General features: G+C 44.1%; 22 protein-coding genes. 4 read left to right on the forward strand and 18 right to left on the reverse strand.

Annotated elements, in window-relative coordinates:
• Positions 1-12 precede the first annotated feature (12 nt).
• The 18 genes from atpD to rpmH all read right to left on the reverse strand — a co-directional run bounded on the left by atpD (position 13) and on the right by rpmH (position 15,775).
• Complete coding sequence (atpD, locus tag QWZ04_RS03220) at positions 13-1,416, reverse strand: F0F1 ATP synthase subunit beta (RefSeq protein ID WP_290324867.1); 1,404 nt, start codon at positions 1,414-1,416, stop codon at positions 13-15.
• 34 nt (positions 1,417-1,450) lie between these two features.
• On the reverse strand, positions 1,451-2,317 hold the full coding sequence (gene atpG / locus QWZ04_RS03225; protein ID WP_290324869.1) for a F0F1 ATP synthase subunit gamma: 867 nt from the start codon (positions 2,315-2,317) through the stop codon (positions 1,451-1,453).
• Between the two features lie 41 nt (positions 2,318-2,358).
• On the reverse strand, positions 2,359-3,900 hold the full coding sequence (gene atpA / locus QWZ04_RS03230) for a F0F1 ATP synthase subunit alpha (RefSeq protein ID WP_290324870.1): 1,542 nt from the start codon (positions 3,898-3,900) through the stop codon (positions 2,359-2,361).
• A gap of 13 nt (positions 3,901-3,913) precedes the next feature.
• Positions 3,914-4,447 (reverse strand): F0F1 ATP synthase subunit delta, encoded by a 534-nt coding sequence (gene atpH, locus QWZ04_RS03235; protein WP_290324872.1) that lies wholly within the window; start codon positions 4,445-4,447, stop codon positions 3,914-3,916.
• Positions 4,448-4,461: 14 nt separating this feature from the next.
• Entirely contained in the window at positions 4,462-4,932 is a 471-nt protein-coding gene (gene atpF / locus QWZ04_RS03240; protein WP_290324874.1) for a F0F1 ATP synthase subunit B, read from the reverse strand.
• Positions 4,933-5,008: 76 nt separating this feature from the next.
• Positions 5,009-5,266, reverse strand: coding sequence for a F0F1 ATP synthase subunit C (gene atpE / locus QWZ04_RS03245; RefSeq protein WP_068334124.1), 258 nt, complete (start codon positions 5,264-5,266; stop codon positions 5,009-5,011).
• A gap of 62 nt (positions 5,267-5,328) precedes the next feature.
• Positions 5,329-6,159, reverse strand: coding sequence for a F0F1 ATP synthase subunit A (gene atpB / locus QWZ04_RS03250; RefSeq protein WP_290324880.1), 831 nt, complete (start codon positions 6,157-6,159; stop codon positions 5,329-5,331).
• An 8-nt stretch (positions 6,160-6,167) separates the two neighbouring features.
• Positions 6,168-6,557, reverse strand: coding sequence for a F0F1 ATP synthase subunit I (locus QWZ04_RS03255; protein WP_290324882.1), 390 nt, complete (start codon positions 6,555-6,557; stop codon positions 6,168-6,170).
• Positions 6,558-6,745: 188 nt separating this feature from the next.
• Entirely contained in the window at positions 6,746-7,627 is an 882-nt protein-coding gene (locus QWZ04_RS03260) for a ParB/RepB/Spo0J family partition protein (RefSeq protein WP_290324884.1), read from the reverse strand.
• Between the two features lie 31 nt (positions 7,628-7,658).
• Positions 7,659-8,432 carry a ParA family protein gene (locus QWZ04_RS03265; protein WP_290324887.1) on the reverse strand — a complete coding sequence of 258 codons (774 nt, stop codon included), beginning with the start codon at positions 8,430-8,432 and terminating at the stop codon, positions 7,659-7,661.
• An 11-nt stretch (positions 8,433-8,443) separates the two neighbouring features.
• Positions 8,444-9,079, reverse strand: a complete 636-nt coding sequence (gene rsmG, locus QWZ04_RS03270; RefSeq protein ID WP_290324889.1) for a 16S rRNA (guanine(527)-N(7))-methyltransferase RsmG — start codon at positions 9,077-9,079, stop codon at positions 8,444-8,446.
• 1 nt (position 9,080) lies between these two features.
• Positions 9,081-10,973: a tRNA uridine-5-carboxymethylaminomethyl(34) synthesis enzyme MnmG gene (gene mnmG / locus QWZ04_RS03275; RefSeq protein WP_290324892.1), complete on the reverse strand. Its 1,893-nt coding sequence runs from the start codon at positions 10,971-10,973 to the stop codon at positions 9,081-9,083.
• Positions 10,974-11,442: 469 nt separating this feature from the next.
• Complete coding sequence (gene mioC, locus QWZ04_RS03280) at positions 11,443-11,877, reverse strand: FMN-binding protein MioC (protein WP_290324895.1); 435 nt, start codon at positions 11,875-11,877, stop codon at positions 11,443-11,445.
• A 49-nt stretch (positions 11,878-11,926) separates the two neighbouring features.
• Positions 11,927-13,288 (reverse strand): tRNA uridine-5-carboxymethylaminomethyl(34) synthesis GTPase MnmE, encoded by a 1,362-nt coding sequence (gene mnmE / locus QWZ04_RS03285; RefSeq protein WP_290324897.1) that lies wholly within the window; start codon positions 13,286-13,288, stop codon positions 11,927-11,929.
• A 128-nt stretch (positions 13,289-13,416) separates the two neighbouring features.
• Positions 13,417-15,042 (reverse strand): membrane protein insertase YidC, encoded by a 1,626-nt coding sequence (gene yidC, locus QWZ04_RS03290; protein WP_290324899.1) that lies wholly within the window; start codon positions 15,040-15,042, stop codon positions 13,417-13,419.
• 2 nt (positions 15,043-15,044) lie between these two features.
• The gene (yidD, locus tag QWZ04_RS03295; RefSeq protein WP_290324901.1) at positions 15,045-15,302 is read right to left on the reverse strand and encodes a membrane protein insertion efficiency factor YidD; all 258 of its coding nucleotides are present in this window, start codon (positions 15,300-15,302) and stop codon (positions 15,045-15,047) included.
• Positions 15,269-15,592 carry a ribonuclease P protein component gene (rnpA, locus tag QWZ04_RS03300; RefSeq protein ID WP_290324903.1) on the reverse strand — a complete coding sequence of 108 codons (324 nt, stop codon included), beginning with the start codon at positions 15,590-15,592 and terminating at the stop codon, positions 15,269-15,271. The genes yidD and rnpA overlap by 34 nt, the downstream gene beginning before the upstream one ends.
• Before the next feature lie 45 nt (positions 15,593-15,637).
• The gene (gene rpmH, locus QWZ04_RS03305) at positions 15,638-15,775 is read right to left on the reverse strand and encodes a 50S ribosomal protein L34 (RefSeq protein WP_102523586.1); all 138 of its coding nucleotides are present in this window, start codon (positions 15,773-15,775) and stop codon (positions 15,638-15,640) included.
• A gap of 672 nt (positions 15,776-16,447) precedes the next feature.
• Here rpmH and dnaA point away from each other — a divergent pair.
• The 4 genes from dnaA to gyrB are packed head-to-tail and all read left to right on the forward strand — an operon-like array spanning position 16,448 to position 22,502.
• Complete coding sequence (gene dnaA / locus QWZ04_RS03310; RefSeq protein ID WP_290324907.1) at positions 16,448-17,854, forward strand: chromosomal replication initiator protein DnaA; 1,407 nt, start codon at positions 16,448-16,450, stop codon at positions 17,852-17,854.
• 19 nt (positions 17,855-17,873) lie between these two features.
• On the forward strand, positions 17,874-18,974 hold the full coding sequence (dnaN, locus tag QWZ04_RS03315) for a DNA polymerase III subunit beta (RefSeq protein WP_290324910.1): 1,101 nt from the start codon (positions 17,874-17,876) through the stop codon (positions 18,972-18,974).
• A 12-nt stretch (positions 18,975-18,986) separates the two neighbouring features.
• The gene (gene recF / locus QWZ04_RS03320; RefSeq protein WP_290324912.1) at positions 18,987-20,066 is read left to right on the forward strand and encodes a DNA replication/repair protein RecF; all 1,080 of its coding nucleotides are present in this window, start codon (positions 18,987-18,989) and stop codon (positions 20,064-20,066) included.
• 18 nt (positions 20,067-20,084) lie between these two features.
• On the forward strand, positions 20,085-22,502 hold the full coding sequence (gene gyrB, locus QWZ04_RS03325; protein WP_290324914.1) for a DNA topoisomerase (ATP-hydrolyzing) subunit B: 2,418 nt from the start codon (positions 20,085-20,087) through the stop codon (positions 22,500-22,502).
• The last annotated feature ends 226 nt before the right edge of the window (positions 22,503-22,728 follow it).

Genomic DNA, 22,728 nt, shown 5'->3' on the forward strand with positions numbered 1-22,728 from the left:
TCCTAGTTAGCCTTATAGCTTCTTCGCGTTCTCGATAGCATCGTCAATTGAACCGCAGTACATGAACGCTTGCTCTGGAATGTCATCGTACTCACCAGCTAGTAGACCTTTAAAGCCTCGTAGTGTCTCTTTAAGAGAAACATAGATGCCTGGGTCGCCAGTAAATACTTCAGCTACGTGGTAAGGCTGAGTTAGGAACTTCTCAATCTTACGTGCACGAGATACAACTTGCTTATCTGCTTCAGATAGCTCGTCCATACCTAGGATAGCGATGATGTCTTTTAGCTCTTTATAACGCTGAAGAGTTGTTTGAACACCTTGAGCCGTATCGTAGTGATCTTGACCAACAACCAATGGATCAAGCATACGTGATGTTGAATCCAATGGGTCGATTGCAGGGTATAGACCCATAGCTGCGATGTTACGACTAAGTACAACCGTTGCATCCAAGTGAGCAAAGGTTGTTGCTGGAGATGGATCCGTTAAGTCATCCGCAGGTACGTATACCGCCTGAACAGAGGTGATAGAACCTTGTTTAGTCGATGTGATACGTTCTTGTAGAACACCCATTTCTTCAGCAAGTGTTGGTTGGTAACCTACCGCAGATGGCATACGACCTAGTAGAGCCGATACCTCTGTTCCCGCAAGGGTGTAACGGTAAATGTTATCAACGAACAACAGAACGTCACGACCTTCGTCACGGAAACGCTCAGCCATTGTTAGACCAGTCAGGGCAACACGTAGACGGTTTCCTGGTGGCTCATTCATTTGACCGTAAACCATTGCTACTTTAGATTCTTCAGGATTTTCAACGTTTACAACGCCTGCTTCCTGCATTTCAAAGTAGAAATCGTTACCTTCACGCGTACGCTCACCTACACCAGCAAATACTGATAGGCCAGAGTGCTGCAGTGCGATGTTGTTGATAAGTTCCATCATGTTAACGGTCTTACCTACACCAGCACCACCGAATAGACCGATTTTACCACCCTTAGCGAATGGGCAAATCAAGTCGATTACTTTAACACCTGTTTCTAGAAGTTCAGTCACGTTAGACTGCTCTTCGTAGCTAGGTGCTGCACGGTGAATTTCGTAATGCTCTTCAGCACCAATGTCACCACACTCATCAATCGCATCACCAAGAACATTCATGATACGACCAAGAGTTTTAGTACCCACTGGAACTGTGATTGGAGCGCCAGTATTTTCTACTGTCAAACCACGACGTAAACCATCAGAGCTACCCATTACGATTGCGCGAATAACGCCACCGCCTAATTGCTGCTGAACTTCAAGAACAAGACGCTCTTGTGAGTCAACAACATTCAGAGCATCGTATACACGAGGTACTTCGCCCTGTGGGAACTCTACGTCGACTACCGCACCGATGATCTGTACGATCTTACCTGTAGCCATCGTTAATCCTCTAAACTATTTAATGTTACCTTGCTTAAACCGCAGAAGCGCCTGAAACGATTTCTGATAGTTCTTGTGTAATCGCAGCCTGACGGGCTTTGTTGTACACAAGTTCTAAATCATCAATCAGGTCGCTAGCGTTGTCTGTTGCAGCTTTCATTGCGATCATTCGAGCAGCCATTTCACAGGCTAAGTTCTCGACAACCCCTTGGTACACTTGAGATTCAACATAGCGAATCAACAATGCGTCCAGTAGAGGTTTTGGCTCAGGCTCATAAATGTAGTCCCAAGCATGTTCGCGCTGCAAGTCAGCGCTATCGGATTTAGGCAATGGTAGTAATTGATCGATCGTTGGTTCTTGCACCATGGTGTTTTCAAACTTGTTGAACACTAGGTACAGACGATCCAATTCGCCTTCATCGTATTTCTGTAGCATAACGCCAACTGAACCGATCAGCTCTTCTAGACTAGGGCTATCGCCCAAACCAGAGACCTGAGCCGCTACTTTCGCGCCGCTGTTATTGAAAAAGGCAGTTGCTTTAGTACCAATTACGGCTAATTCAACTTCTGCGCCTTTTTCTTGCCAACCTTTCATGTCTACAATGGCTTTTTTGAACAAGTTAATGTTCAAACCACCACATAAACCACGGTCGGTAGAAACGATGATGTAACCAACACGTTTGGCTTCACGTTCCTCAAGATAAGGGTGCTTATACTCAAGGCTTCCGTTCGCCAAATGACCGATCACTTTACGCATTGTTTCTGCATATGGACGAGAAGCTTCCATCGCATCTTGCGAGCGACGCATTTTTGAAGCTGCTACCATTTCCATTGCTTTCGTGATCTTTTGAGTGCTTTTAACACTCCCGATCTTATTACGAATCTCTTTTGCGCCGGCCATTTTACTCTCCGTTAGAAGGTGACCTTTCGATCACCAACCAATTACCAAGTCTGGGTTGCTTTGAAGTCGTCAACAAGCGCTTTAAGCTTGGCTTCGATTTCGTCGTTGTAAGCACCCGTCGAGTTAATTTCAGAAACGAAATCAGCATGTTGGCCGTGAGCAAACGATAGTAGTGCAGCTTCAAAGTCAGCAAGCTTGTTCAGCTCGATGTCTTGTAAGTAGCCACGCTCTGCCGCGAAGATAACCAGTGCTTGGTCAAATACAGAGAATGGAGCGTATTGCTTTTGCTTCATTAGCTCAGTAACTTTTTGACCGTGGTCTAGTTGCTTCTTAGTTGTTTCGTCAAGATCAGACGAGAACTGAGCAAACGCTGCTAGTTCACGGTATTGAGCTAGAGCAGTACGAATACCACCAGATAGCTTCTTAACGATTTTCGTTTGCGCAGAACCACCTACACGAGATACTGAGATACCTGGGTCAACAGCTGGACGTACGCCTGCGTTGAATAGCTCAGTTTGTAGGAAGATCTGACCATCAGTAATCGAGATTACGTTCGTCGGTACGAATGCAGATACATCACCAGCTTGAGTTTCGATGATAGGTAGAGCGGTTAGAGAACCAGTTTTACCTTTCACTTCACCATTAGTGAATGCTTCTACGTACGCTTCGCTTACACGAGCAGCACGCTCTAGTAGACGAGAGTGAAGGTAGAAAACGTCACCTGGGTATGCTTCACGACCTGGTGGACGCTTAAGCAATAGTGAAATCTGACGATACGCTACAGCTTGCTTAGATAGATCATCATAAACAATCAGTGCATCTTCACCGCGGTCACGGAAGTATTCACCCATCGCACAACCTGCATATGGCGCAAGATATTGCAGCGCAGCAGATTCAGAAGCAGATGCAACAACAACAATGGTGTTAGCCAATGCGCCGTGCTCTTCTAGTTTGCGAACTACGTTAGCGATAGTCGATGCTTTCTGACCGATTGCTACGTAGATAGAGAAAATACCAGAATCACGTTGGTTAATGATTGAATCGATCGCCAGAGCTGTTTTACCAATCTGACGGTCACCGATGATCAGCTCACGCTGGCCACGGCCGATAGGAATCATTGAGTCAACCGCTTTGTAACCTGTTTGCACAGGTTGGTCTACCGATTTACGTGCGATAACGCCTGGTGCGATAACTTCGATAGGAGAAGTTAATTTCGCTCCAATTGGACCTTTACCATCAATTGGCTCACCCAGTGTGTTTACAACACGACCAAGTAATTCAGGACCAACTGGTACTTCAAGAATACGACCAGTACCTGTTACTTTCATGCCTTCCTTTAGGTTGGCATATGGACCCATTACAACTGCACCAACCGAGTCACGCTCAAGGTTAAGTGCTAGTGCGTAATTGCCGCCCGGTAATTCAATCATTTCACCTTGCATCACGTCCGCTAGGCCGTGAATGCGGATGATACCGTCGCTTACCGAAACGATAGTACCTTCGTTACGAGCTTCACTAACAACTTCGAAAGATTCGATACGTTGTTTGATTAGATCGCTAATTTCAGTGGAATTAAGTTGCATGCTCCAATCCCCATCAAGACTGCAAGGCATCGCTCAGGCGGTTCAATTGACCGCGTGCTGAGTTATCGATGACAAGGTCTCCGGCTCGAATAATAACCCCACCAAGTAGGGTCTCATCTATACTGCAATTCAGCTTAACTTTGCGTTCAAGACGCTGCTCAAGTTTGCTGCCAATCTCTGCTAGTTGCTCTTTAGAAAGTTCAGTTGCTGAAATTACATCAACATCAATCTCTTTCTCATGCTCTTGTTTAAGTGCATGGAACTCTATGCAAACATCAGGAATAGCCTGTAATCGGCCATTCTCAGCCAAAACTTTCAAGAAGTTCTGACCATGTTCATCAAACTGTTCGCCACAAATTGCGATGAAGATTTCAGCCATTTTATCGGCTGTCAAAGAGCTCGTAAGCAGTCCTTGAACATCATCGTTCTTCGTTACTTCGGTAGCAAAAGTTAACATTAGACTCCATTGGTCTAGTGTTTCCTTCTCAACCGCAAAATCAAATGCTGCTTTAGCATAGGGGCGTGCAATAGTAGTCAAGTCAGACATAAGCGCCCCCCGCTTTAAAGTTTTGCAGTAATGTTATCAAGAATATCTTTGTGCGCATCTTTATCGATTGAACGCTCAAGGATTTTCTCTGCACCAGCTAAAGCCAGAGTAGCAACTTGTTTGCGCAAGTCATCACGGGCACGATTACGTTCAGCTTCAATTTCTGCTTCCGCTTGCGCTAGGATTTTCTGGCGTTCTGCCTGAGCTTCCTCGCGTGCTTCATCAACAATTTGAGCTTTGCGTTTGTTAGCCTGCTCGATAACTTCAGTTGCTGTGCGCTTTGCTTCCTTCATTTGGTCAGAAGCATTGGCTTGTGCTAGATCTAAGTCTTTTGCAGCGCGTTCAGCGGCTACAAGTCCGTCAGCAATTTTCTTCTGACGTTCTTCGATCGCATCCATAATTGGTGGCCATACATATTTCATGCAGAACCACACAAACAGTGCGAACGAGATTGCTTGACCCAGCAGAGTTGCGTTCATATTCACAACAGCTACCCCTCTATTTATTCACCAACGAGTACGTACCTACTAGATACGAACTTCGTTCGCCGAAAATTATTGATTAACCAGCTAGTTGACCAACAAATGGGTTCGCAAATGTGAATAGAAGTGCGATAACGATACCGATCATTGGGATCGCATCCAATAGACCTGCGATGATGAACATCTTAACTTGCAGCATCGGAGCCATTTCAGGTTGACGAGCAGCGCCCTCTAAGAATTTACCACCAAGAAGTGCAAAACCAATCGCTGTACCAAGAGCAGCAAGACCGACGATGATGCCTACGGCGATTGCAGAAAAGCTCAGTAAAGTTTCCATTACTATCTCCAATTTATAGTTGTTGGCTTAAAAATGCCTGTATGAAACATAAAACTTAAAAATTAATGATCAGAATCTTCGTGTGCCATCGACAGATACACGATGGTTAACATCATGAATACGAAGGCCTGAATCAAAATAATCAAAATATGGAAAATAGCCCACGGGAGTGAACCTAACCATTGTAGCCACCATGGTAGCATTGCCGCGACAAGAATAAATACAACCTCACCCGCAAACATGTTTCCGAATAAACGCATACCAAGTGAAATAGGTTTTGCTAATAGCGAAACTACTTCAAGCAGTAAGTTAAACGGAATCATAACTGGGTGATTGAATGGGTGTAATGCCAATTCTTTCGCGAACCCACCTAGACCTTTGATTTTGATGCTGTAGTAGATCATCAAAGCAAATACGCCTAGAGCCATAGCCATGGTGATATTCACATCAGCAGAAGGAACCACTTTCAAATAAGGGATACCTAGCCAATGCTGTGCTGGATACGGTAAGAAATCAATTGGAACTAAGTCCATGACGTTCATTAACAATACCCAACAAAAGATAGTCAGTGCTAACGGAGCAATCAATGGGTTGCGTCCATGGAATGTATCTTTGACGTTTTCCGCGACAAATTCTACGACCATTTCTACAAAACATTGCAGCTTACCCGGTACACCTACTGTCGCTTTCTTTGCTACTGAATGAAAAACCCCGAGGAAGATCAATCCAGTAAATAAAGAAAAGAACAGGCTATCGATATGTACGTTCCAGAAACTTGTCTCAGCAATTCCCCAACCCAAATCATAATGCTCAGAAATCTTCGCAAGAGATAAGTTGGCGAGATGGTGGTCAATGTAACCGGACGCTGTTAGCGCTTCACCTGGCGCAGCCATAACTCGTCCTATTTTTTGTTGTTAATGAAAAGCGCTGGCGCAAAGATGTTAATCCCAAGTACCAGCAAATAGGTTAGCTTCAGGGGAACAAGTTCCACCTGCATATACACGTAGACCAGTGAAAACAGAACAACTGTGATAAGAATTTTCAGAGCTTCGCCTGCATAAAATGATGTCGCGACGCGTTTTGCTGCGCGAGCACCACTGTACATGAAAGCAAACAGTGCAAAGACTGTATTAGCGACAACAAAAATGCCGCCGCCAATTAACGCTGAAAGTCCCCAGCCGGCATTCATTACAATGCTCATTCCAATGGCCAGAAAAATAACCACGCCAACTTGAATCATGAACAAGTGCTTGGCAAGCTCTCGTCCCGGTTTAGCTAGCGTAGCTACCATGTATTCGTTCCTCGAGTACACATTTACGAAACTAAAGTTTGCGCAAATGGAAATTGTCAAAAATTATACGGCGAGATGCCTTGAATGCAATCAAAATGCAGCAAAAACTTACGTTTTTGTTTACAAACCGACAACTTTTGGTTAAAAACCCAATTTTAGTCACAATTGACCTAAATCAATTATCTCATTTAGCGTTCTAGCATTGCAATGAGTTGCTCAAATTTGTGATGTTCATCAACACTTATCGTCACTTTGGTCTTTCCGTTTGCACCACGCTGTATGGAAACCTGAGAGCCCAGCTTGTCTGTCAGTCTCTTAGACAGAACTTGTACTTCAGGATCGACAGGTGCTTTTTCCACCTCAACCTGTGGTGATAAGTATTTTTTCACTAATTGTTCAGTTTTACGCACTGTTAGCTGCTTGGCTACTACTTCTTTTGCAACCTCATATTGCAAATCAAGCTCAAGTGCTAATAATGCACGACTGTGACCCATATCTAATTTTTTTTCTGCTACAAATTGTTTCACGTTTGCTTCTAACTGATTCAAACGCAAAAGATTTGATACCGAAACTCTTGATTTTCCGATCGCGTCCGCGACTTGCTGATGTGTGAGTTGGAACTCATTTTGAAGTCGTTCTAGTGCTTGAGCTTCTTCGATTGCGTTCAAATCTTCACGTTGAATATTTTCGATCAGTGCCATTGCGATGGCGGCTTTGTCTGTTACTTTTTTAATCAAACATGGCACAAGTTTTAACCCTGCTTGCTTTGCAGCGCGCCAGCGACGTTCCCCAGCAATAATTTCAAAGTGCGTTTCACTTACCTGCCGGACAACAATAGGTTGTATTACGCCTTGTGTACTGATGGATGATGCAAGTTCAGTCAGTGCTTCCGGCTCCATTTCTTTTCTTGGTTGATACACGCCAGTTTGCAAGTTGTGAACGGAAATATCTTTCAGTTCACCTTCCGTTGACAAAGATTGACTATGAGAGATGGTTTGCTGTTTTTCACGAGCCACTGAACTGGTCGCCAGCAACGCATCGAGGCCTTTACCTAAGCCGCGTTTAGACATGGATCTATCCTTATATCGGAAACGAAATGATTTATGCTGGGATCTCTTCACGGCGAAGGATTTCGCCAGCGAGTGCTAAATAGGCTTTAGCTCCCGTCGAGTATTTGTCGTAGTACATAGCGGGTTTACCATGACTTGGCGCTTCTGCTAAGCGTACATTACGAGGGATAACCGTACGATACACCTTTTCGCCAAAATGCAATTTAAGCTGATCAGAAACATCGTTTGATAGGCGATTTCGAGGGTCGTACATAGTGCGAAGTAAACCTTCAATTTTTAGGTTTTCATTCACTACGGCTGCAAGTTTGCTGATGGTGTCCATTAAGGCGGTTAACCCCTCTAACGCAAAGTATTCACATTGCATAGGCACCAATACTGAATCTGATGCAGCCATCGCATTAATGGTGAGGAGGTTTAATGACGGAGGGCAATCAATAAAAATGTAGTCATAGCTATCAACGATTGGCATCAAGGCATTCTTTAGGCGAACCTCTCGAGCAAACACTTCCATTAATTTGATTTCAGCAGCCGTGACATCACCGTTTGCAGCAATTAAGTCATAACCGCCACTGGTTCTTTTACACACGACTTCAGAAAATGGCGTATCTTCAACCAGTAAGTCGTAAGCAGTAGCATCAACCTGATACTTGTCGATACCACTCGCCATGGTTGCATTGCCCTGTGGGTCAAGATCGATCACCAACACTTTTCGTTTTGTTGCCGCCATTGAGGCCGCCAAATTCACACAGGTTGTTGTCTTACCGACACCGCCCTTCTGATTAGCAATTGATATGATTCTTCCCACGTTAACCTCGGTTATTTATCCTTGCGCGCTAAGGTTACAAGATGTCGTTCACCTTCGAGCTCAGGAACTGTCAAAGCTTTGATGTTAGTCACAGAACACCAATCCGGTAGTTGATCCAACTCGGTATCTGGACGCATTCCTTTCAATGCCAAAAATACCCCGCTTTTCGCTTTTGGTAAATGGTGACACCACTCTACCATATCAACAACCGACGCAAATGCGCGACTTAAAACTGCATCAAAGCCCTCTTCAACATGAAAATCTTCGACTCGGCTCTGAACTGGCGTAACATTAGGTATGTCCAGCTCATGCACGACTTGCTTAATAAAGCGGATACGTTTGCCAAGGCTGTCAAGTAAGGTAAATCGTTTATCTGGGTTCATGATCGCTAATGGAATACCCGGTAAACCAGGCCCCGTACCTACGTCAATAAAATATTCACCCGGTAAGTAAGGACTAACCACTATGCTATCAAGAATGTGTTTAACTACCATCTCTTGAGGATCGCGAACCGAGGTTAAGTTATATGCTTTGTTCCACTTATTTAGCATTTCAACGTAACCAACCAGTTGATCTCGTTGATGATCACTGACTTCTAGATCGGTTTGATCAATCAACTGATCAAGCTTGAGGCGTAAAGCGCTCATATTATAAGTCTCCCTTTTTCAGCTGACCTTTTTTCTTTAAGTGCACCAAAATAATTGAAATTGCTGCAGGTGTAATACCTGAAATTCTTGACGCTATTCCGATGGTCTCGGGTTTTGCTTGCTCGAGTTTAGCAACCACTTCATTCGATAAGCCGCTAACTTGTGAATAATCGGTATCAACTGGAATTTGTGTATTTTCATGACGTAATGATTTTTCAATTTCATCTTGCTGACGCTGAATATAACCCTCGTACTTCACTTGGATTTCAACTTGTTCAGCCGCTTGAATATCTTCAATACTAGGAGTAAACGTATCAAGACTGGTCAACAATGAATAATTCATTTCAGGACGACGCAATAAGTCTTCACCACTGGCTTCGCGAGACATAGGAGTTTTAAGTAATTCGTTAAGCTTGTCTATGCCTTCTGATTTTGGATTCATCCAAGTATCTTTTAAGCGTTGACGCTCTTTTTCAATGTTCTCTACTTTTTCATTAAAACGAGCCCAACGAGCTTCATCTACTAATCCAAGTTCGTGGCCTTTTTCGGTCAAACGTAAATCAGCATTGTCTTCACGCAGTAGCAAACGATATTCAGCGCGCGAGGTGAACATACGATAAGGTTCTTTCGTGCCCATCGTCGACAGGTCATCGATCAGTACACCCATGTAAGCTTGATCGCGACGAGGGTTCCAACCCTCTTTGCCTTGGGTGTATAAACTGGCGTTCAATCCAGCCATTAAACCTTGTGCAGCAGCTTCTTCATAACCAGTAGTACCATTGATTTGACCAGCGAAGAATAAACCATGAATGTACTTATTTTCATAGGTTTGCTTAAGATCTCTTGGGTCAAAGAAATCATATTCAATGGCGTAACCAGGGCGAACAATATGCGCATTTTCAAATCCTTTCATAGAACGAACGATTTGAACTTGAACATCAAATGGCAAGCTTGTAGAAATGCCATTTGGGTATAATTCATGTGTTGTTAACCCTTCAGGTTCAACAAATATTTGGTGGCTGTTTTTATCCGCAAAGCGCATGACTTTGTCTTCAATGGACGGACAATATCGAGGCCCGATCCCTTCAATAACACCGGCATACATTGGGCTACGATCCAAATTAGCACGGATCACATCATGAGTTTTATCGTTGGTGTGCGTAATGAAACACGGTATTTGACGAGGTTGCTGGCTTCTATTGCCCATAAATGAAAAAACAGGTGTCGGGTTATCGCCATGCTGAGCTTCGAGCACTGAAAAATCGACACTTCTCGCATCAATTCTTGGCGGAGTGCCTGTTTTTAATCGATCAACTCTTAATGGGAGCTCTCTTAAACGGTCTGCCAATGCGATCGATGGAGGATCGCCTGCACGGCCCCCAGAGCTACTTTCCATTCCAATATGGATCTTTCCACCAAGAAAGGTCCCGACGGTTAATACAACCGCTTGAGCGCGGAATTTAAGCCCCATTTGAGTTATAACACCGACAACATGATCATTTTCAACAATGAGATCATCAACGGACTGTTGGAAGAGGGTCAAGTTGGGCTGGTTTTCAAGAACATTCCGTACAAATGATTTATAAAGCGCACGATCGGCCTGAGCGCGAGTAGCACGAACAGCAGGTCCTTTCGATGCGTTTAATGTTCTAAATTGAATACCCGAATGATCAATAGCTTGAGCCATTAACCCACCAAGAGCATCCACTTCTTTCACTAGGTGACCTTTACCAATGCCGCCAATTGCAGGGTTACAAGACATTTGGCCTAAAGTATCGATGTTATGAGTGAGTAACAGGGTACGCTGACCTGTTCGTGCTGATGCGAGTGCGGCTTCCGTTCCTGCATGGCCGCCACCAACAATAATGACGTCAAAAATTTCGTGATAAAGCATGGACCGACCTCAGGTATTCAATGGGTTGATGATCTTTTCAAAAGGAGCAGTATTCTACCTTCTTTGGCTGCTTGTGAAAACGATTTTGGATCATGTGGCGTTATCTTTACTATATGTAGGATCTGTATATAGATCTTTTATTAGATCTATTATTAGGGAAGCACGATCTTGTGGATAACTGGAAAATGATCAATAAGATCATCGGTTTTGATTAGATCAATTCTTGTGATCTTGATCTGATCATCACGAGGATTAGCTGGGATCAAAACGGCTACTTATGCACAGGCGATCGTAATATTAGATCTTATTCTTTGGATAACTATAGGTTAATAACGGGATAGTTATCTATTTATCCACAAGTGTGCTGCTCAATTAATCATCAGTTGAACGTGGTTTTCTGACTTATTTTTGTATTAGGCAAAAAAAAGGACACCAATAAGGTGTCCTTGAGAGTGACTTTTTATCAAAATTAGAACGATTCAATGACTTCTTTTAGCCATACTTCAGCGGCATCTTCAGGTACTGGTGTGCTCAAAACGTCTATTTCGCAAGGCTCGCATATCTCGCTAGTGCCGATGTCTAACAGCAGTTCACGTGCCTGTTTTCCAGCTTCACAAAAGGTGTCGTAACTTGAATCTCCTAATGCCACAACCGCGAAACGGACGTTACTCATTCTTGGTGGCGCCGTTTGAATAGCTGCGAAAAAGGGTTTGATATTGTCAGGATAATCACCGGCTCCGTGTGTAGAGGTGACGATTAACCAGGTTCCTTCAGATGGTATAGCACTGACTTCCGGCTGATTGTGGATAGTCGTTTCATGCCCGGCTTGCTCTAATAGGTCACTGAGGTGGTCACCAACGTACTCTGCGCCGCCAAGGGTACTTCCTGTAATAATGTGGATCATTGTTCGTTCCTATGAGTACAGGTGGCCACATTAAGTGGCCATCCTAATGTTATTTACCAATACAAAAAGAAGAGAAAATACGGCCTAGTAAATCATCGGAACTAAATTCACCCGTAATTTCATTAAGGTGTTGCTGCGCAATTCGTAGCTCTTCTGCCAAAATCTCACCAGCCATGTAGCTTTCCAATTGCTGTTGGCCTATATCTAGATGTTCCGCTGCGTGTGATAGAGAGTCCAGGTGACGTCTTCGGGCCATAAAGCCACCTTCTTGGTTGCCTGAGAACCCCATTATTTCCTTTAGGTGAGTTCTTAATGCATCTACGCCTTGTCCGGTTTTTGCAGAAAGGCGAATAAGAGTAGGATCGTTTACATGACAGATCCCTAGGCCTTCATCGGTTTGATCTGCTTTATTTCGGATTACGGTAATGCCTATCTTTTTAGGTAAACGATCAACAAATTCAGGCCAAATATCACTAGGGTTTGTTGCAGCGGTAGTTGTGCCATCAACCATAAAGAGAACACGATCGGCTTGGGTTATTTCTTCCCATGCACGTTCAATACCAATTTTTTCCACTTCATCTGACGCTTCTCGCAGCCCTGCGGTATCTATAATGTGCAGGGGCATGCCATCGATATGTATGTGCTCACGTAACACATCACGTGTGGTGCCCGCTATGTCGGTGACAATGGCTGACTCTTTGCCAGATAACGCATTGAGTAAGCTCGATTTACCCGCATTAGGGCGACCAGCAATAACGACTTTCATGCCTTCACGCATGATGGAACCTTGGTTGGCTTCTTTTCTCACTTCCGACAGGTTATTGATGATGGTTTGTAAGTCATTACTTACTTTACCGTCAGCAAGAAAGTCGATTTCTTCTTCTGGAAAGTCGATGGCCGCTTCTACATAGATACGCAGATGTATCAGTGATTCCACCAGCGTGTTAATGCGTTTAGAGAACTGGCCTTGTAGTGATTGCAGTGCAGATTTAGCCGCTTCCTCTGAACTTGCATCGATGAGGTCAGCAATCGCTTCAGCTTGGGTTAAATCCATCTTGTCGTTTAAGAATGCGCGTTCCGAGAATTCCCCAGGTCGAGCGGGGCGTATACCTGGGATAGCCAAAATGCGTTTGATAAGCATGTCCATGACAACAGGGCCACCGTGCCCTTGCAGTTCAAGGACATCTTCGCCAGTAAACGAGTGTGGGTTCGGGAAGTACAAAGCAATGCCTTGGTCCAACTCTGTGCCGTGTTCATCGGTAAAAGGTGTGTATTCAGCATAACGAGGTTTAAGGCTCTTACCTGTTACTTCAAGGGCGACTTGGGCCGCTTTTGGGCCTGATACGCGAATAATACCAACGCCGCCTCGGCCTGGTGCTGTAGCTTGAGCAACAATCGTGTCTGTTGTCATAAATAAGTGCCTAGTTAGTTTGATTGCCTTTGTTGATGGCAATAGTGAAGCTGTCATTGTTCGCAATTGTAATCAGCGAAAAACAAAAAGGCGACCAAAAGGTCGCCTTTGTTGAACATTAATTAGTCTTACTTAGTATGTAAGCCTTTCTTCTCCAGCGCTCGATAAATCAGAGTTTGCTGGATAAGCGTTACGATGTTCGATACTAACCAGTAAAGTACTAGGCCAGATGGGAACCACAAGAAGAAGAAAGTAAACATAACCGGCATAAAGGTCATGATCTTCTGCTGCATTGGATCCGTCACAGTCGTTGGGCTCATTTTTTGAATCATGAACATACTTGCACCCATCAATAGAGGCAGGATGTAGTATGGGTCTTGTGCCGACAAGTCATTAATCCAAAGGAAGAATGGCGAGTGACGCAATTCAACAGATTCCATTAACGCCCAGTACAGGGAGATGAAAATAGGCATCTGTAGCAAGATAGGTAAACAGCCACCGAGTGGGTTCACTTTCTCTTTTTTGTACAGCTCCATCATTTCTTGGCTCATACGCTGACGGTCATCACCAATACGCTCACGCATAGCAGTAAGTTTCGGTTGCAGCATACGCATTTTAGCCATTGAGGTGTATTGCGCTTTCGTTAGTGGGTACATAGCGCCACGAACGATAAACGTCAGTACCATGATGGCGATACCCCAGTTAGATACAAAGCTTTGAATGAACGACAGTAAGCTATGCAGTGGTTTTGCAATAAACCACAACCAACCGTAATCCACTACTAGGTCAAGGTTTGGAGCAACTGCAGCCATGTCGTTTTGAAGCTTAGGACCAACCCACAATGTTGCGTGGAAGTTAGCTTCTCCGCCATCGGCAATGGTTTTATTTGGCATACGTACGCCAATGTCACCCATATTACCAATTACACGAGTGTAAAGGCTGGTGCCTGGCTCTTCACGAGGGATCCATGCACTTGCAAAGTAGTGTTGTAGCATTGCCGCCCAACCTTTGCCATCTGGCAGGTTAAGTGACAAATTACGATCTTGCATGTCATCGAAACTGTACTTTTTGTAACGTACGTCTTCAGTAGAGTAAGCACCACCGCGGTATGTTGGCATCGCTAGGTTGCCGCCAGTATCCATCACGTTTTGACGAAGATGAGCGTACATACCTAATGTCGCGTTGTTGCCTGATTTGTTAACAACATCGTATTCAACTTCAATTGCGTAGCTGCCACGCTTGAATACGAATGTTTTTACGTATTCAAGGCCGTTTGCTGCGTAAGTAAATGGAATACGAAGCTCATCTTGCCCATTAGCCATAGTAAAAGATTGCTTCTCTACTTGGTAAGTTGGGCGGTTTGAACTGCTTAAATCGACACCTTGAGGGCCAACTAAACCACTTTGAGCGATGTAGCTGTGACCTTGAGTATTTTTAAGCAATACAAATGAATCTTCAGAATCAAGTTCAGCGTCATATTGAGTCAATTTAGCTGAAACAACATCACCGCCGAATGTGTCAATAGACAGATCTAGGACATCAGTATTGATGCTAATGAGCTGAGCTGAAGGCGAACTTGATTGTGGTGCCGGATCTGCCAAGTCATCAGCAAAAGATGGCGCAGGAAGGGTACTGCTATTTTGAACCTGTTGAGTGCTTTGCGGCGCAGGATTCTTTTCAACTTGCCACTGTTGGTACAGTAAGAAAGAAACCATAGCTAAAGCAAGCAGCAGGATATTACGTTGAGAATCCATCGTTAATTATCTCTGTCTTGTTTTTGGATTGGTGGGACGGGGTCATATCCCCCATCACTCAAAGGATGGCATTTTAATAGACGTTTGCCTGATAGCCAACATCCTTTTGCAAAACCGTGAGCTTTCAACGCTTCTAAGGCATATTGAGAGCAAGTCGGTGTAAAACGACAACGTGGTCCTAATAAAGGACTAATTATCCATTGATAGAGTTTTACCAACCCAATGGCTAACCACGTGAAGGGCGAGACAGGCGATGCCATAATTTTTCTAGAAGCTTATACATTTCATCATTGCTTAAATCCTGCGCGCTTTTTTTCGCAATAACAACAAAATCTTTGTTAGGAAGTTCATGTTGGATGTTACGAAAGCTTTCTCGGGTTAAACGTTTGAAGCGATTTCGACCAACGGCGGTTTTAATCTGCTTTTTAGGAACGGCTAAGCCAAGACGAGGATGAGAAAGAGAGTTCTTTCTAGCAATTATGGTGAAATGAGGTGAGCCTGCTCGATGAGCTTGCTGGAAGACATTTTGATAATGCTCGGGAGTTAACAAACGTAACTCCCGAGAAAAGGCTAGCTTATTCAAAATAATCAGAGATTATTTAGAAAGGCGCTTACGGCCTTTAGCACGACGTGCATTGATTGTTGCGCGACCGTTCTTAGTTGCCATGCGAGCACGGAAGCCGTGGCTACGCTTGCGCTTTAGAACTGAAGGTTGAAAAGTGCGTTTAGACATGGTTATTACCTTTACTGATCAGTAGTGTTTAGGTTTCTGTTAAACCCGGCGTGGGATTATTATTACAGGCGATTATCTATATAGAAAGCGCGTGTGAAATCCGACGCCTCTCAACAAAGAGGCGGAATTGTAATCACTGACTCGCAAAGAGTCAATAATTGGTCTAACTAAAATTCCGGTCGACGAATTATACGGTTTGTAATCCAGAGCGCAAGGATCCTTAACCGATCGCTGTGAGTTTTCTGTTGTTTCTCGGTGACAAAGCTGTGGAAGAATCTATAAAACAATCAGTTACTGTTGGGTAAAAATAGTAAATTAATTATGTCAAAAGTAAGTAAACAAAGGTGATTGAGCACTATTATGGATAAAACGAGTGACATATAGAGATAAAAATCCCCTGTGGACAAAAAAAAGCGAATTATTTTTGTGGGTGTGGATTTTTCGATCCCTTAGATGGTTGTTGGTCTTGCGAGGCAATAAAGATCGTCAAAAAGGAGAACGATTGTGAGTAAATTTGGGGACAACGATGTAGATCTTACTTATTCAAGGTGACAAATTGTGAATAACTTCGATCTTATTCACTGGATCTGCGATCATTTGCTGGTGATCTGCGATTCAGGGCGCTAGAATTAGCGACCTTTTCCAAAATAACTTAGTCAGAGTGAGGGCACCGTGTCATCTTCGCTATGGTTGCAATGCTTGCAACAGCTTCAAGAAGAGTTATCCGTTACCGAGTTCAATACTTGGATTCGACCGCTTAAAGCGGAACTCAATGACAATACCCTTACTTTATTTGCTCCGAATCGATTTGTACTCGATTGGGTTCGTGACAAGTATTTTGATAAAATTAACCGCTTATTGCAGCAATTTTGTGGAAATGATATCCCAAGCCTGCGCTTTGAGGTGGGTACATCAACTGTATCCGCACCGGTTCGCCCGTCTCGTTCACCTGCAGATGTAGCCGCTGAGTCTTCAGCGCCTGCTCGTATGCAAGCGCGTAAACCTGTACCTGTTCATAAAACCTGGGACGACGAATCTGAAGTGGTGAATATTAGTCACCGCTCGAACGTTAACCCTAAGCATATGTTCCATAACTTTGTTGAAGGTAAATCGAACCAGCTCGGTTTGGCCGCGGCGCGTCAGGTTTCTGATAATCCGGGTACAGCATACAACCCACTCTTTCTATATGGCGGAACAGGTTTAGGTAAAACTCACCTGTTGCACGCTGTTGGCAACGCAATTGTTGATAACAAACCGAATGCCAAAGTGGTGTATATGCATTCTGAGCGTTTTGTTCAGGATATGGTTAAAGCACTGCAAAATAATGCGATAGAAGAATTTAAACGTTATTACCGTAGTGTCGATGCTTTATTGATCGATGATATTCAGTTTTTTGCCAATAAAGAGCGTTCTCAAGAAGAGTTCTTTCATACCTTTAATGCGTTATTGGAAGGCAATCAACAGATCATTCTTACTTCAGATCGATACCCAAAAGAGATCAACGGCGTCGAAGATCGCTTAAAATCTCGATTTGGATGGGGCTTGACCGTCGCAATTGAACCACCCGAGCTTGAAACTCGAGTGGCGATTTTGATGAAAAAAGCAGAAGATCACCAGATACACTTAGCGGATGAAGTGGCGTTCTTTATTGCAAAACGCTTGCGTTCAAATGTTCGTGAGCTAGAAGGTGCATTAAACCGCGTGATAGCGAATGCTAACTTCACGGGTCGCCCAATCACAATAGACTTCGTTCGTGAAGCGCTGCGTGATCTGTTAGCGCTGCAAGAAAAACTGGTCACTATCGACAACATTCAAAAGACAGTAGCGGAATATTACAAAATAAAGATGGCTGATTTGCTGTCTAAACGCCGCTCTCGTTCGGTCGCTCGCCCAAGACAGCTCGCAATGGCATTGTCTAAAGAGTTAACAAACCACAGCTTGCCAGAAATTGGCGATGCTTTTGGTGGTCGTGACCATACTACGGTGCTGCATGCTTGTCGTAAGATACAGCAGCTTCGTGAAGAGAGTCATGATATAAAAGAAGACTATTCTAACCTGATCCGCACCCTTTCATCGTAAGGGAATAAAAGAGACAAAAATGAAATTTACCATTGAACGTAGCCATTTAATCAAACCATTACAGCAAGTGTCTGGCGCACTTGGTGGCCGGCCAACATTGCCTATTTTGGGGAATTTGCTGCTCAAGGTAGAAGACAACACATTATCGATGACTGCAACTGACCTAGAGGTCGAGTTGGTAAGCCGAGTGGCACTCGAAGGTGACTTTGAAGCGGGTAGTATTACTGTTCCATCGCGTAAATTTTTAGATATTTGTCGTGGTTTACCTGATGCGGCGGTCATTACCGTTGTATTAGATGCTGATCGTATTCAATTACGCTCGGGTCGCAGTCGCTTTTCTCTCGCTACGTTACCAGCAAGTGATTTCCCAAACATTGAAGATTGGCAAGATGATGTTGCATTATCTCTGTCCCAAGGTGATCTACGTGGTTTAGTAGAAAAAACTCAATTTTCCATGGCGAACCAAGATGTTCGCTATTATTTAAATGGCATGTTGTTCGAAGTTGACGGCACCACGCTTCGTTCTGTAGCGACCGATGGCCACCGTATGGCGGTATCTCAAACGACCCTTGTGGGTGAGTTTGAAAATAAGCAAATCATCGTGCCACGCAAAGGCGTGCAAGAGTTGGTTAAGTTGCTTGATTCACCAGAGCAAGACGTGACATTGCAGATCGGCAGCTCAAATATCCGAGCTGAAGTAAATAATTTCACATTTACTTCTAAGCTTGTTGATGGCCGTTTCCCCGATTATCGACGCGTAATGCCGCAAAGTAGTAACAAAACACTAGAGGCAAGCTGTGACGAACTGCGCCAAGCGTTTTCTCGTGCGGCTATTTTGTCGAATGAAAAGTTCCGTGGTGTTCGAGTGAACTTTGATGGCAGTGAAATGCGCATCACCGCAAACAACCCTGAGCAAGAAGAAGCCGAAGAAGTTTTGGATGTGTCTTATCAAGGTGATGCACTAGAAATTGGTTTCAATGTTAGCTACGTATTAGATGTATTAAATACACTGCGTTGTGATCAAGTGCGTATCTCGATGTCTGATGCTAATGCCAGTGCGTTAGTTGAAAATGCTCAAGATGACAGTGCCATGTATGTCGTAATGCCAATTCGTTTGTAATAGGCTGGCTTGATGCCTCTTACTCGATTAATCGTTCAGCAATTTCGTAATATTAAAGCCTGTGATATTGAATTGTCACCAGGCTTTAATTTTCTTATCGGCCCCAATGGTAGTGGCAAAACCAGTGTGTTAGAAGCCATCTATTTATTGGGACATGGCCGTTCTTTTAAAAGTTCACTAACGGGCCGAGTCATACAAAATGACTGCAGTGAACTGTTTGTGCATGGCCGTTTTTTGAACTCGGATCAATTTGAGCTACCAATTGGCATAAATAAACAGCGTGATGGCTCAACAGAGGTTAAAATAGGCGGTCAATCTGGGCAGAAGCTCGCTCAGTTAGCACAAGTATTACCTTTGCAATTGATTCATCCTGAGGGCTTTGATTTACTCACCGATGGACCAAAACATCGCCGTGCATTTATTGATTGGGGTGTGTTTCATACTGAGCCTCAGTTTTATGAAGCTTGGGGGCGGTTGAAGCGATTAAATAAGCAAAGAAACGCCTTATTGAAAACGGCTACGGGCTATCGAGAACTCAGTTACTGGGATCAAGAATTAGCTGAGTTGGCCGAAAAAATCAGTGCTTGGCGCAGTGAATACGTAGAACAAGTTCGCCAGGTCGCTGAAGAAATTTGTCAGTCATTTTTGCCTGAGTTTGATATCCAGCTGAATTACTATCGCGGGTGGGATAAAAGCACCCCTTATAGCGATATATTGCGCGACAATTTTGAGCGCGACCAACAGCTCGGCTATACCTTTAGTGGCCCAAACAAAGCTGATTTAAAGATAAAAATATCGGGAACACCGGTAGAAGATGTGTTGTCTAGAGGTCAGTTAAAGCTGATGGTTTGTGCCCTTCGGGTCGCACAAGGGCAACACTTAACGCAACAAACAGGTAAGCAATGCATCTATCTAATAGATGACTTTGCATCTGAATTAGATAGTCAACGTCGCCAACGTCTTGCAGATTGCCTGCAGCAGACGGGGGCACAAGTTTTTGTGAGTTCTATTACCGCCAGCCAAGTTGCAGATATGCATGATGAAAATGGCAAGATGTTTCATGTGGAACATGGCACAATAGAGCAAGGATAAATAGTCAGAGAGTAACTCATGTCTGAAAATTACGATTCATCGAGTATTAAAGTACTGAAGGGTCTGGATGCAGTACGAAAGCGTCCAGGTATGTACATCGGCGACACTGATGATGGCACCGGTTTGCACCACATGGTTTTTGAGGTGGTGGATAACTCAATTGATGAAGCGTTAGCAGGTCACTGTAATGACATCATTGTGACTATTCATGAGGATAACTCCGTATCGGTAAGCGATGACGGCCGTGGTATCCCAACAGAAATTCACCCTGAAGAAGGCGTTTCTGCTGCTGAAGTTATCATGACGGTACTTCATGCCGGCGGTAAGTTCGATGATAACTCTTACAAGGTTTCTGGTGGTTTGCACGGTGTTGGTGTTTCGGTTGTAAACGCCTTATCAAAACAAGTCGACTTAACGATCTATCGCCAAGGCTCTACTCATCAGCAGACTTATCGTCACGGTGAGCCAGACGCACCACTAGGTGTAACTAGCAGCACTGACAAAACGGGTACGGTTATCCGCTTTTGGCCGAGTGAAGATACGTTTACAAACGTACATTTTCACTATGAAATTCTGGCTAAACGCTTACGTGAATTGTCATTTTTGAACTCTGGCGTCTCAATCAAACTGATTGATGAGCGTGAAGAAGATAAGATGGACCACTTCTGCTACGAAGGTGGTACTCAGGCGTTTGTTGATTACTTGAATACCAACAAAACACCAATCATCCAAAAAGTTTTCCACTTTGATTATGAGCGTGAAGACGGCATTTCTGTTGAAGTAGCAATGCAGTGGAATGATGGTTACCAAGAGAACATCTTCTGTTTCACCAACAACATCCCTCAACGGGATGGTGGTACTCACCTTGCTGGTTTCCGTGCAGCGCTAACGCGTACGCTAAACAGCTTCATGGATAAAGAAGGCTACTCGAAGAAAGCGAAAGCGGCGACATCAGGTGATGATGCTCGTGAAGGCTTAACTGCGATTGTTTCGGTTAAAGTGCCAGATCCTAAGTTCTCAAGCCAAACTAAAGACAAGCTGGTTTCATCTGAAGTTAAATCTGCGGTTGAATCGGCAATGGGTGAAAAACTGTCTGAGTTCCTAATTGAGAACCCAAGTGAAGCTAAGATCGTTTGTAGCAAAATCATTGATGCAGCGCGAGCTCGTGATGCTGCGCGTAAAGCGCGTGAAATGACTCGTCGTAAAGGTGCTCTCGATTTAGCGGGCTTGCCGGGTAAACTAGCAGACTGCCAAGAAAAAGACCCTGCACAATCTGAACTATACATAGTGGAAGGGGACTCTGCTGGCGGCTCAGCCAAGCAGGGGCGTAACCGTAAAAACCAAGCGATTTTGCCACTGAAAGGTAAAATCCTTAACGTAGAAAAAGCACGTTTCGACAAGATGTTGTCTTCGCAAGAAGTGGCAACGCTTATTACTGCATTAGGTTGTGGTATCGGTCGTGACGAGTACAACCCGGATAAATTGCGTTACCACAACATCATCATCATGACCGATGCCGATGTCGATGGTTCGCACATTCGTACGCTACTATTGACCTTCTTCTACCGTCAAATGCCAGAGCTTATTGAGCGTGGCTACATCTACATCGCTCAGCCACCGCTTTACAAAGTGAAGAAAGGCAAGCAAGAGCAATACATTAAAGATGAAGACGCGATGAGCCAATACCAGGTTTCATTGGCGCTAGATAACGCATCATTGCACGTAAATGCTGAAGCACCTGCTTTCTCTGGTGAAGCTCTAGAGAAACTGGTACAGCAATACAATGCGGGTATCAAGCTGGTTGATCGCATGAGCCGCCGTTACCCTCGTGCACTGATCCACGAGTTGATTTACACACCTCGTATTACAATGGAACAGTGCCATGATGCTTCAGCAGTAGAAGCTTGGGGTCAACAGTTGGTGACTCAGCTTAATGCGAAAGAAGAAGGCGCGAGCCAATACAGCCTAGAGATCGAACAACACGCTGAGATGGGTATTAACCTACCTAAGATTGTTGTACGTACTCATGGTGTGACGCACGAATATCTATTAAGCATCGATTTAATCAATTCGAAAGAGTTCGCTAAGTTAGCGGATCTTTCAGAAGCACTAGATGGCTTAATTGAAGAGGGCGCTTACATTAAACGTGGCGAGCGTACTTTGCCTGTTACTACCTTTGTTGAAGCACTGAACTGGTTAATTAAAGAATCACGTCGTGGTCTTAGCCTACAGCGCTACAAAGGACTGGGTGAGATGAACCCGGATCAATTGTGGGAAACGACAATGGATCCAGAGACTCGCCGTATGTTGCAAGTGACGATCGACGATGCAGTTGGTGCGGATCAGCTGTTCACCACACTAATGGGTGATCACGTAGAACCTCGTCGTAACTTCATTGAAGAAAATGCGTTGAAGGTAGCTAACCTAGACGTGTAGTGCTTCGGTGCTACCAAGTAATAAAGAAACGCTGCCTTCGGGTGGCGTTTTTTTTCATTTTCCCCTTGAACTTCATTTCCCCCATCCCTATATCTAGTTATGAAGAGGATGCCGATAGGGCCTCTTAACCGCTTGTCCAACGAAGGAAAGCACAAAACTTAACTCAATCAGTCACTGTGTCTGAGCGTAATTGAATGATCAATTATCAACAGAACAGTATGCTGAC

This window comes from Vibrio tapetis subsp. quintayensis (genome assembly GCF_030409945.1).
In the GTDB taxonomy this organism is placed as follows: Bacteria; Pseudomonadota; Gammaproteobacteria; order Enterobacterales; family Vibrionaceae; genus Vibrio; species Vibrio quintayensis.

What these genes read in the sequence shown, in the direction of transcription:
- atpD (WP_290324867.1), bottom strand. Translation starts at nt 1,416, where the DNA reads ATGGCTACAGGTAAGATCGTACAGATCATCGGTGCGGTAGTCGACGTA.
- atpG (WP_290324869.1), bottom strand. Translation starts at nt 2,317, where the DNA reads ATGGCCGGCGCAAAAGAGATTCGTAATAAGATCGGGAGTGTTAAAAGC.
- atpA (WP_290324870.1), bottom strand. Translation starts at nt 3,900, where the DNA reads ATGCAACTTAATTCCACTGAAATTAGCGATCTAATCAAACAACGTATC.
- atpH (WP_290324872.1), bottom strand. Translation starts at nt 4,447, where the DNA reads ATGTCTGACTTGACTACTATTGCACGCCCCTATGCTAAAGCAGCATTT.
- atpE (WP_068334124.1), bottom strand. Translation starts at nt 5,266, where the DNA reads ATGGAAACTTTACTGAGCTTTTCTGCAATCGCCGTAGGCATCATCGTC.
- atpB (WP_290324880.1), bottom strand. Translation starts at nt 6,159, where the DNA reads ATGGCTGCGCCAGGTGAAGCGCTAACAGCGTCCGGTTACATTGACCAC.
- QWZ04_RS03255 (WP_290324882.1), bottom strand. Translation starts at nt 6,557, where the DNA reads ATGGTAGCTACGCTAGCTAAACCGGGACGAGAGCTTGCCAAGCACTTG.
- QWZ04_RS03260 (WP_290324884.1), bottom strand. Translation starts at nt 7,627, where the DNA reads ATGTCTAAACGCGGCTTAGGTAAAGGCCTCGATGCGTTGCTGGCGACC.
- rsmG (WP_290324889.1), bottom strand. Translation starts at nt 9,079, where the DNA reads ATGAGCGCTTTACGCCTCAAGCTTGATCAGTTGATTGATCAAACCGAT.
- mnmG (WP_290324892.1), bottom strand. Translation starts at nt 10,973, where the DNA reads ATGCTTTATCACGAAATTTTTGACGTCATTATTGTTGGTGGCGGCCAT.
- mioC (WP_290324895.1), bottom strand. Translation starts at nt 11,877, where the DNA reads ATGATCCACATTATTACAGGAAGTACCCTTGGCGGCGCAGAGTACGTT.
- mnmE (WP_290324897.1), bottom strand. Translation starts at nt 13,288, where the DNA reads ATGACAACAGACACGATTGTTGCTCAAGCTACAGCACCAGGCCGAGGC.
- yidC (WP_290324899.1), bottom strand. Translation starts at nt 15,042, where the DNA reads ATGGATTCTCAACGTAATATCCTGCTGCTTGCTTTAGCTATGGTTTCT.
- yidD (WP_290324901.1), bottom strand. Translation starts at nt 15,302, where the DNA reads ATGGCATCGCCTGTCTCGCCCTTCACGTGGTTAGCCATTGGGTTGGTA.
- rpmH (WP_102523586.1), bottom strand. Translation starts at nt 15,775, where the DNA reads ATGTCTAAACGCACTTTTCAACCTTCAGTTCTAAAGCGCAAGCGTAGC.
- dnaN (WP_290324910.1), top strand. Translation starts at nt 17,874, where the DNA reads ATGAAATTTACCATTGAACGTAGCCATTTAATCAAACCATTACAGCAA.
- recF (WP_290324912.1), top strand. Translation starts at nt 18,987, where the DNA reads ATGCCTCTTACTCGATTAATCGTTCAGCAATTTCGTAATATTAAAGCC.
- gyrB (WP_290324914.1), top strand. Translation starts at nt 20,085, where the DNA reads ATGTCTGAAAATTACGATTCATCGAGTATTAAAGTACTGAAGGGTCTG.